The organism is Rhodococcus sp. EPR-134 (genome assembly GCF_001647205.1).
In the GTDB taxonomy this organism is placed as follows: domain Bacteria; phylum Actinomycetota; class Actinomycetes; order Mycobacteriales; family Mycobacteriaceae; genus Rhodococcus_F; species Rhodococcus_F qingshengii.
In genome coordinates, this window is record NZ_LVCT01000169.1 from 1 (window position 1) to 9,571 (window position 9,571).

Below are 9,571 nucleotides of genomic sequence, written 5' to 3' on the forward strand. Positions count from 1 at the left end.
GTGACAGGATCGGCGCTGGAATCGACTGTCGCGATTCCATTTTCGCTCTCACCTGGTTCGAAGCACTCGATGTCCTTGATCTGCCCGATCCGCTCCGACGCCCAGCGAGCACGAACCCGCAGGCCGGTGCTGATGTCGTCGGGGGAGTCGACGTCGACTGCGTGGAGCATGGACGTGTCCGCGCCGTCGAGCTTGATCAGGGCCCACGCGAAAGGCTTCGTCAGGGGTTGACCCTCGATGGGTTCGGGCATCCACGTCCAACTCACGACCGTTCCGCCGTCGGAGACTCCGACGAAGTCGGTCAGTGGTTCGGCCGTATCCGGATCGAATTCCGGTGGCGGCACGAAGACACGACCGTTCGACCCACGTGCGCCGATCACCTTGCGATCACGCAGGGCAGTCACGAACGCGCCGATGGTCGGTCCCGTCGATCTGGTGTAGTCGAAATGGAGATTCAATGGTGCGCTCAGGGGCTTGTCGGCCACCCCGCTCTTTCCGATGGTCACAAGATCGAGTAGAACAGGTTCTAGAGATTGTGGCAAGAGTCACTTCTGATCACCGGCAATGTGGAGGCCTGCGATGAAGCTTGGGTTGCAACTCGGATACTGGGGCGCGCAGCCGCCGGCAAACGCCCCGGAACTGATCGAGGCCGCGGAAGGCGCGGGATTCGACGCGGTCTTCGCGGCGGAGTCGTGGGGCTCGGACGCATTCACCCCGCTCGCCTGGTGGGGATCGCGCACCGAGACGGTTCGGCTCGGTACTTCCGTCGTACAGATTTCGGCGCGAACACCGACCAGCTGTGCCATGCACGCGCTCACTCTCGATCACCTCAACGGTGGGCGAACGATCCTCGGGCTCGGCGTATCCGGCCCGCAGGTCGTCGAAGGTTGGTACGGCCAGCCGTTCGAGAAGCCGCTCGCGCGCACCCGCGAATACGTCTCGATCGTGCGCCAGGTCCTCGCCCGTGAAGCGCCCGTCACCAGTCCCGGTCCCCACTACCCTCTGCCGTATGCGGGACCGGGCAGTTCGGGACTTGGCAAGCCGCTCAAGCCCATTACGCACCCGCTGCGTGCGGACATCCCGATCTGGCTCGGCGCCGAAGGGCCGAAGAACGTCGCGCTCGCCGGTGAAATCGCCGACGGCTGGCTGGCGATCTACTACACCCCGCGCCTGGCCCCGATGTACAACAAGTGGCTCGACGAAGGGTTCGCGCGCGCCGGGGCCCGTCGCAGTCGCGAAGACTTCGAGGTGGCCGCCACGTGCCAGGTCATCGTGACTGACGATCGCGCCGCTGCCATCGCCGCTCTCAAGCCGATGACCGCCCTCTACGTGGGCGGAATGGGCGCCCCGGAGTTGAACTTTCACGCGCAGGTCTACAAGCGGATGGGCTACGAGAAGGAGGTCGACGAGATCGGTCGCCTCTTCATGTCGGGCCGCAAGGACGAAGCTGCTGCCGTCGTCCCCGACGAGATGGTCACCGAGACCATGATCATCGGCAACGTCGACGAGGTGCGCGCAGACGTGAAGCGTTGGGAGGAAGCCGGAGTCACGATGCTGCTGGTGACCTGCCGCGACGCCGACCATGTGCGAGAGCTCGCGGCCGCGGTGGGTGGTTGAGCGGGGCACCCCCCCATTTTCGAGCGGTACCCCCTTTTTTTTCGAGCGAACGGCACGTTCAGCGCATCTGAGGCGCTGAACGTACCTTTCGCTCGCCCAAAGTTATCCACAGGCGCACCGAAACCCCAGTTCGCCGCCGGGGCCCGCGCTGATGCTCGAGTCATGCTGCAACCATGCGGCGAGGAACGTGGGGCGATGATCTGGACGCGATTTACCGCGTCAGTCGAAGCGGAGTGATCCGAACGGCGGAGTTGGCGCGATTGGGCGTGTCCAACTCCGCAGTGCACACCCGGTGTCGGGTAGGTGGACCGTGGCAGCGCATATTGCCGGGGGTCATTCTGCTCAGAAACGGTCAACCGACGCCACGTCAACGCTCGATCGCTGCGCTCATGTTGAGCGGTGACGATTCCCTGCTGACCGGGCGATCAGCCATGTCGGAGTACGGATATCGAACGCACTCGGGGGATGTGCAGGTGCTCATCCCCATCGACCGTCGAGTTCAATCGGTTGGGTTCGTCACGGTGGAGCGCACTGTTCGACTGCCCGAGCCGGAGATTCGGAACGGTCTGCGCTGTGCTCCGCTGCCGCGAGCGTTACTCGACGCTGCGAGGCGGTACAAGGCGCTCGATCCCACACGGGCACTCATCGCTGAGGCTGTTCAGCGCGGCGATGTCTCGGTGCGCGAACTTGCGAAGGAACTCGAAGCGGGTAGCAGTCGGGGTTCCGCGCTACCTCGGGTCGTGTTGCGCGAAGTGAACGCGAACGTCCACTCGGTTCCGGAGGTTCACGCGCGAAAATTGTGGCAGCGGAGCGGGCTGCCGGAAATGTTGTTCAACCATGAGATCCGGGATGCCAACGAGGACTTCATCGCAGTTCCGGACGGATGGATCGATTCGGTTGCCTTCGCGTGGGACATCGACTCCTTGGAATGGCATGCCGCGCCGACGGACTACAAGCGCACGGTGGAGCGTCGGACGCGTATGCAGAATGCGGGAATCATCGTGTTGCCGACGGTGCCCAGTGCACTGCGAACGGACCCTGATCGCGCGATCGAGGACCTGCGTGCGCACTACAGATTGGCGCAGTCACGTCCCCGGCCGCAGGTGTTCGCGAGGTCGAGATGGGTGAAATTGGACGAAACCGGCTGAGCGAAAGTGCCTTTCGGCACACTGAAGGCGCCGAAAGGTACGTTCGCTCGAAAAGGGGGTGGGTGGGACCGAGAGCGGACGGGAAAGGGGGCTCAGGCGGGGGGTCGGTCAGACGGGGGTGGCTCAGACAGGGGTGGGTCAGACACCCTTGAACTGGGGCGCCCGCTTCTCACCGAAAGCCCGCGGGCCCTCCTTGGCGTCGGCGCTCATGAACACCTTCATACCCAGCTGTGCGTCGATCTGGAAGGCCTCTTCCTCGTGCATGCCCTCGGTGTCGCGGATGGTCTTGAGAATCGCCTGCACGGCGAGAGGGCCGTTTGCACTGATCAGGTCCGCGAGCTCCAGCGCCTTGTCGAGGGCCTGGCCGTCCGGGACCACGTGGCCGATGAGCCCGATCTCCTTGGCCTCCGGAGCCTTGATGTGACGACCTGTGAGCAGGATGTCCGCCGCGATCGTGTACGGAATCTGTCGCACCAGACGCACTGCGGAACCGCCGAGCGGGAAGAGCCCCCACTTGGCTTCGGAGACGCCGAACTTGGCGCTCTCACCCGCGACGCGGATGTCGGTGCCCTGCAGGATTTCGGTTCCGCCGGCGATAGCTGCACCCTCGACGGCGGCGATCAGTGGCTTGGTCAACCGACGGCCCTTGAGGAGGCCTTCGATCTTGGACATGTCGACGCCACCGCCCGCGAAGGAATCTCCCGGCGGCTTGGCGGACATGTTCTTGAGGTCGGCGCCGGCGCAGAAGTCGCCGCCCGCACCGGTGAGGATGGCGACACGAATTTCGGGGTCGTTGTCGACCTGATCCCAGGCGTCGACCATGATCGCCATCATCTCGCCGGTGATGGCGTTCTTACGCTCGGGGCGATTCATGGTCACGATGAGAACGTGGCCACGCTTCTCCACGAGGCAATGCGGCGCGGTTTCCGAAATGTCTGATTTTTCGGTCGTCGAAGTGGACACTGATGGCTCCTGGCGGGTCTGTGAGCTGGCTCTCAAATTGGGTCTTGCCAGAAACGGTAACACGTTCTACTTTGAACTCGTGGCCCTTAACATCGCAGACTTCGTAGAGCACGCAATCGACCTCGTTCCGGACCGCGTTGCGCTGGTCTCGGACAACCGCGAGATGACTTATGCACAGTTGGAGGACCGAGCGAACCGCCTCGGTCACTACCTGCGTGAACATGGCGTTCAGCCGGGTGACAAGGTCGGCATCTACTGCCGGAACGTCATCGAGGCGATCGAGGCCATGGTCGCGGTCTTCAAGATCCGGGCCGTGATGGTCAACATCAATTACCGGTACGTCGAGAACGAGTTGCAGTACATCTTCGACAACTCCGACATGGTTGCGCTCATTCACGAGCGCCGCTACTCGGACAAGGTCGCGAACGTCCTGCCGAACACTCCCAAGGTCAAGTCCGTCATCGTGGTCGAGGACGGCACCGATCTGGACTTCAGTGCTTTCGGCATCGGCTACGAGGACGCACTCGCGCAGAGTTCGGGTGAGCGTGATTTCGAAGAGCGCAGCAACGACGACATCTTCATGCTCTACACCGGCGGCACCACCGGAAGTCCCAAGGGCGTCATGTGGCGTCACGAGGACTGGTGGCGTGTTCTCGGCGGAGGCATCAACTTCGTCACCGGAGTTCCGGTCGAGGACGAGTACGAGATGGCGAAGGTCGGCGCAGCCAACCCGAGCATGATCCGCTACCCGATCCCTCCGATGATTCACGGCGGTTCGCAGTCGGCGGTATTCCACAGCCTCTTCGGCGGTGGAACCTGTTTGATGCACCCGGAATTCGACGCCCACGAGGTGTGGCAGAACATCGACAAGCACAAGGTCAACCTGATCTTCATCACGGGTGACGCGATGGGCCGTCCGATGCTCGACGCACTCATCGCCGGAAACCCGGAGACCGGTGAGCCGTACGATCTTTCGACGCTCTACGTGATGGCCAGCAGTGCTGCACTCTTCTCGCCGAGTATCCAGGAGCAGTTCCTCGAACTGTTGCCCAACCGCCTGCTGACCGACTCCATCGGAGCATCCGAGACCGGCTTCGGCGGACTGGCCGTACTGAGCAAGGGTCAGAAGCACACTGGCGGTCCGACGGTCAAGATCGACGCCTCCACAACGGTTCTCGACGACGACGGCAACGAGGTCGAACCCGGATCGGGCAAGCGCGGCATGCTCGCTCGCAAGGGCAACATCCCGCTCGGCTACTACAAGGACGAGGTCAAGACCGCCGAAACCTTCCGCACCATCAACGGCGTTCGCTACTCGATCCCCGGCGACTATGCGCAGGTCGAAGCCGACGGCACGGTCACGATGCTCGGCCGCGGTTCGGTGTCGATCAACAGCGGCGGCGAGAAGGTGTACCCAGAAGAGGTCGAAGGCGCTTTGAAGGCGCACCCGGACATCTTCGACGTCCTGGTGGTCGGTATCCCCGACGAGCGCTTCGGTCAGCGCGTTGCCGCAGTGGTCCAGGTACGCGAAGGCACGTCGCCGACGCTGCACGACATCGCCACCGCAGCACGCAAAGAGATTGCCGGATACAAGGTTCCGCGCAGCGTGTGGTTCGTGGACCAGATCAAGCGCAACCCGGCAGGCAAGCCCGACTACCGCTGGGCGAAGGCCGAAACGGAATCGCGCGAGGCCGATGATCACAACGGAAACGGCGCTCCTGTGGCGTCCGCAAACGAAAGCGTGGAAGCCTGATGCGTTCGGATCTCGCCGACAAGTTCGGCATCGAATACCCGATTTTCGGATTCACTCCTTCCGAGCACGTCGCGGCCGCGATCAGCCGCGCGGGAGGTCTGGGCGTGCTCGGTTGCGTCCGGTTCAACGACCCGGAAGAGCTCGAAGCCGCACTGACGTGGATGGACGAGAACACCGACGGTAAGCCGTACGGCGTCGACATCGTCATGCCGGCCAAGGTGCCGACAGAGGGCGGCGCCGTCGATCTCGACAAGCTGATTCCGGAGGAGCACCGCGCCTTCGTCAACCGCACGCTCGACGAGCTCGGTGTGCCGCCGCTTTCCGACGACGTCGAGCATGCGACCGGTGTACTGGGATGGCTTCACTCGGTGGCGCGGTCTCACGTCGATGTTGCTCTGGGACACCGGATCGCGTTGATTGCGAATGCACTGGGATCACCGCCGAAGGACGTCATCGATCAGGCGCACGAGAAGGGCGTACCGGTAGCAGCGCTGGCCGGCGCCGTCGAGCATGCACGTCGTCACGTCGAGAACGGTGTCGACATCGTGATCGCGCAGGGCTACGAGGCCGGCGGTCACACCGGCGAAATCGCATCGATGGTTCTCGTTCCGGAAATCGTTGATGCACTGGGTGATTCAGCTGCCGTACTGGCTGCCGGCGGTATAGGCAGCGGCCGTCAGGTGGCTGCCGCACTTGCACTCGGTGCGTCCGGAGTGTGGATGGGCTCGTACTGGCTCACCACGTCCGAATACAAACTCGGCAGTGCATCGGGCGAGGGCCCGTCCGCTATTCAGCGTGCACTGTTGGGCGCGACGTCGGCCGACACCGTTCGTTCGCGCATCTACTCGGGTAAGCCCGCTCGGTTGCTCAAGACCAAGTGGACGGAAGCCTGGTCGAACCCGGGAGCACCGGCGCCATTGCCGATGCCGCTGCAGAACCTTCTGGTCAGCGACGCTCATCAGAGAATCGCTGCATCGGAGAACCCGGAAGTTGTGGCAATGCCCGTCGGTCAGATCGTGGGACGGATGAACGAGATCCGCCCGGTCGCCGAGGTCATGGCAGAGCTGGTGTCCGGGTTCGAAGACGCGCGAACCCGACTGGATTCGATGAAGTAGTAGATGACACGTGCGTGTGCCCTCGGCCGAGTTTCGGCCGAGGGCACACGTCGTTTCAGCCGGCGAGGTCGTCCGGTCCGACGGTGTCCGACAACCATTCTCCGCGACTGAGGGCGCCGTCGTCGCGGCGGCGTGCGATCACGAAAATGACCAGGGCGGCAGCGAGGACAACTGCGAGAACGCGCGAAGGCGTCAGGTTCGGGTTCTTCATACCTGTAATTTTGCCGGAAGAACGGGCGCGATGGTGAGCCAGCGGAGCAAAATCACGTGTTTCGAAATTACTGCGCTTCGGACGCATGGAGACTGCCGATCCGCTCGCGCAGGCCACCGAAGTGCACATCGAGAGTGTGCGCCGCCTCGACTGCATCACCCGTACGGATCGCGTCGAGAATCGCACGGTGCTTCGACGCGATGTCGATCAGTGGCGTATCCGAATGCCCGATGGCCTGCTGGATCTCGCTGTACACCTGCCAGAAGACGTCCATCAATTGAGCGAGGACCTGGTTGTCCAGCGGGGAGTACAGGCGGGAGTGGAAGGTCGCGTCGATGTCGGAGAAGTTCTTCCCGGCTGCGGCACGGACCTCCATGCCGGTGACGAGTTCGTCGAGGTCGGCGTGGTCGGCCGACGTCATCTCGGCCATCGCCGCACCGATCAGTCCGGTCTCGAGTGCCTGACGAATGTCGACCAGTTCCATCGCCTCGTGCCCGGTGCCCTGCAAGGACAACCGGCCACGGAAGGTCAGGCCGTCGGCGAGAGCGTCGAAGTTGCTAGGGGCGACGAACATTCCGAAGCCGTGACGGATCTCGACGACACCCAAGGCCTGCAGAACCTTGAGCGCCTCCCGGAGCGTGTTTCGGCCGATACCCAATTCCTCGGACAGTTCGGCCTCGGTGGGCATCGGGTCGCCGGGGGAGAGCCTGCGTTCGAGGATCAAGTTCATGATGTCCGTCTGAAGTGCGCGCATGCGGTTTTGCGCGCTGAAACGAGCGCCCTGTGTGCCACTCCGGACAGACATCGATTCCCCTTTTCTGATACGAACGTCCTTCATCCTATGTCCGGTCATCCGCTCCATTGGTCAACCCACGTCAACGGTGCGTTGCAGGAGGCTGGGCGCCGCACCCAGCAGTTTGGCCGTGTACGCATCGGACGGGTTGTCGAATACTTCCTGGGCCGTTCCCTGCTCGACGATCCGCCCGGCGTTCATGACGACGATGGTGTCGGAGACGTACCGCACCGTCTGTATGTCGTGCGAGATGAACACCATGCCGAGCCCCAACCGAGCCTTGATGTCGCTGAGCAGATTCAGGATCTGCGCTCGCACCGAGACGTCGAGCGCCGACGTCGGCTCGTCGGCCACGATGACGTCAGGTTCGAGCGCGAGTGCACGCGCGATCGCGACACGTTGCCGCTGACCGCCGGAGATCTGGCTCGGGATGACTTCGAGCGCAGATTGGGGGAGTCCGACCAAACCGACCAGCTCGCGAACTCGGGCGGTTCGGCTCGCGCGGTTGCCGATGCCGTGGACGTCGAGTGGATCGGTGAGGATGTCGGCCACCGTCATTCGGGGATTGAGCGCGGTAGCCGGATCCTGGAAGACGATCGAGATCGCCCGGCCGAACTCCTTGCGCACGCCGGCCGACCGGGTCAGAGCGCTTCGGCCGCGAAAGACCACGTCGCCCGACGTCGGTTTCTGCAGTCCGACCATGACTTTCGCCAGAGTGGACTTGCCACAACCCGACTCGCCCACGATGCCGATCGTCGTCCCTCGTCGTACGTCGATACTGACATCGTTGACCGCGTGAACCGTGCCGGGTTTGAACAGTGATCCCGAACGGGTCTTGTGGACGACGTGAATGTTCTTCAGTTCCAGGATGGGTGCTTCAGCTGTAGTCATCGCACGCTCTCCAATTCCGATTCTGTACGTACGGGAGTCGCGGACTGGCTGGCGAACCAATGCTCGGTCCCGTCGACCCGGACCATCTCCGGCTTTCGGAGGGGGTCGGAGTCCGGGCGAGTGGAACGCTCGGCGAAACGGTCACCCGGCGCGAAGTTTCCGGGCGAGGGAACAGTTCCCTGAATCTGATGCAGCCGCGGCGCTTCGTCCTCGATCGAGAGAACGGCCCCGAGAAGGCCCTGGGTGTATTCGTGGCGGGGATCGACGAGCAGATCACTCGTGGGCGCCGACTCGACGACCTGGCCGGCGTACATCACCGTGATCTTGTGAGCGAGTGAAGCAACGAGTGCAAGATCGTGGCTCACGAAAACCATGGCAAACCCCAGCTTTTCCCGAAGGTCGTTGAGCAAGTCCACGACCTGGGCCTGGACGGTGACGTCGAGAGCGGTGGTGGGCTCGTCCGCGACGATCAACCGCGGACTGCGGGTGAGCGACATGGCGATCAGAACGCGCTGGCGCTGACCACCGGAAAGCTCGTGTGGGTAGCTGGCGAGAGTGCGCACCGGATCGAGTCCGACGAGTTCGAGCAGTTCCTCGGCTGTGCGGGTACCGCCGCGCTTGGTGAGCTGCTTGAACTGCGCGCGGATCAGCATCGCCGGATTCAGTGAACTCAGCGCGTCCTGGTAGATCATGGCCATGTCGTGCCCGCGCAGCTTGTTTCGCTCCCGGTTGTTCAGCTCGAGGACGTTGACTCCGTCGAACAGGATCTCGCCGGTCACCACTGCCGCCTTGGGTAGCAGACCCATGATCGCCAGCGAGGTGAGCGACTTTCCGCAACCGGACTCGCCGACGAGCGCCATCGTCTCGTTCGGACGGACGGTGAAGCTCACGTTGTCGACGATCGCGGTGTCTCCGTAGCGTTCCGGGAACCGGATCGTGAGATTGCGGACCTCGAGGAGTGGTGCGGCATCGCCCTCGTACACAAGACGATCGGACCGAGATCGCTCGGTTTCCGCCAGGATCTTCAGGTGAGTTTCGAGAGGAGTCGGCTCGGCGGCCGGTTTCAGGACATCTTTCACG

Annotated in this window: 10 protein-coding genes; 4 read left to right on the forward strand and 6 right to left on the reverse strand. The window is 63.3% G+C overall.

Annotation, left to right across the window (positions count from 1 at the left end):
- Nucleotides 1-506: Zn-ribbon domain-containing OB-fold protein (locus tag A2J01_RS07635; protein ID WP_197494175.1), on the reverse strand; the 506-nt coding region annotated here is incomplete at its 3' end.
- Nucleotides 507-579: 73 nt separating this feature from the next.
- Between A2J01_RS07635 and A2J01_RS07640 the strand changes: the two genes are divergently transcribed.
- Both A2J01_RS07640 and A2J01_RS07645 read left to right on the forward strand, forming a co-directional pair.
- Nucleotides 580-1,617 carry an LLM class F420-dependent oxidoreductase gene (locus A2J01_RS07640; protein WP_047269595.1) on the forward strand — a complete coding sequence of 346 codons (1,038 nt, stop codon included), beginning with the start codon at nucleotides 580-582 and terminating at the stop codon, nucleotides 1,615-1,617.
- Between the two features lie 173 nt (nucleotides 1,618-1,790).
- Nucleotides 1,791-2,765, forward strand: a complete 975-nt coding sequence (locus A2J01_RS07645) for a hypothetical protein (RefSeq protein ID WP_064112438.1) — start codon at nucleotides 1,791-1,793, stop codon at nucleotides 2,763-2,765.
- Between the two features lie 138 nt (nucleotides 2,766-2,903).
- Here the strand turns inward: A2J01_RS07645 and A2J01_RS07650 are convergent, their stop codons facing one another.
- Nucleotides 2,904-3,728 (reverse strand): crotonase/enoyl-CoA hydratase family protein, encoded by an 825-nt coding sequence (locus A2J01_RS07650; protein WP_007734275.1) that lies wholly within the window; start codon nucleotides 3,726-3,728, stop codon nucleotides 2,904-2,906.
- A gap of 79 nt (nucleotides 3,729-3,807) precedes the next feature.
- Here A2J01_RS07650 and A2J01_RS07655 point away from each other — a divergent pair, with 79 nt between their 5' ends.
- Nucleotides 3,808-5,481 (forward strand): acyl-CoA synthetase, encoded by a 1,674-nt coding sequence (locus A2J01_RS07655; protein WP_039973409.1) that lies wholly within the window; start codon nucleotides 3,808-3,810, stop codon nucleotides 5,479-5,481.
- Complete coding sequence (locus A2J01_RS07660; protein ID WP_003945863.1) at nucleotides 5,481-6,596, forward strand: NAD(P)H-dependent flavin oxidoreductase; 1,116 nt, start codon at nucleotides 5,481-5,483, stop codon at nucleotides 6,594-6,596. Before A2J01_RS07655 ends, A2J01_RS07660 begins: the two co-directional genes overlap by 1 nt.
- 55 nt (nucleotides 6,597-6,651) lie before the next feature.
- Here A2J01_RS07660 and A2J01_RS36320 read toward each other — a convergent pair whose 3' ends face one another.
- The 4 genes from A2J01_RS36320 to A2J01_RS07675 form a co-directional block, all read right to left on the reverse strand.
- Entirely contained in the window at nucleotides 6,652-6,807 is a 156-nt protein-coding gene (locus A2J01_RS36320; RefSeq protein ID WP_003945810.1) for a hypothetical protein, read from the reverse strand.
- A gap of 67 nt (nucleotides 6,808-6,874) precedes the next feature.
- Complete coding sequence (locus A2J01_RS07665) at nucleotides 6,875-7,612, reverse strand: FadR/GntR family transcriptional regulator (RefSeq protein WP_064112439.1); 738 nt, start codon at nucleotides 7,610-7,612, stop codon at nucleotides 6,875-6,877.
- Nucleotides 7,613-7,672: 60 nt separating this feature from the next.
- A complete protein-coding gene (locus A2J01_RS07670) occupies nucleotides 7,673-8,491 on the reverse strand; it encodes an ABC transporter ATP-binding protein (RefSeq protein ID WP_042449495.1) in 819 nt (272 codons plus the stop codon).
- A partial coding sequence (locus A2J01_RS07675) for an ABC transporter ATP-binding protein (protein ID WP_156519205.1) occupies nucleotides 8,488-9,571 on the reverse strand: 1,084 nt, incomplete at its 5' end. The genes A2J01_RS07670 and A2J01_RS07675, both read right to left, overlap by 4 nt.

Coding starts and splice junctions, on each gene's coding strand:
- A2J01_RS07640 (WP_047269595.1), top strand. CDS start 580: ATGAAGCTTGGGTTGCAACTCGGATACTGGGGCGCGCAGCCGCCGGCA.
- A2J01_RS07645 (WP_064112438.1), top strand. CDS start 1,791: ATGCGGCGAGGAACGTGGGGCGATGATCTGGACGCGATTTACCGCGTC.
- A2J01_RS07660 (WP_003945863.1), top strand. CDS start 5,481: ATGCGTTCGGATCTCGCCGACAAGTTCGGCATCGAATACCCGATTTTC.
- A2J01_RS36320 (WP_003945810.1), bottom strand. CDS start 6,807: ATGAAGAACCCGAACCTGACGCCTTCGCGCGTTCTCGCAGTTGTCCTC.
- A2J01_RS07665 (WP_064112439.1), bottom strand. CDS start 7,612: ATGTCTGTCCGGAGTGGCACACAGGGCGCTCGTTTCAGCGCGCAAAAC.
- A2J01_RS07670 (WP_042449495.1), bottom strand. CDS start 8,491: ATGACTACAGCTGAAGCACCCATCCTGGAACTGAAGAACATTCACGTC.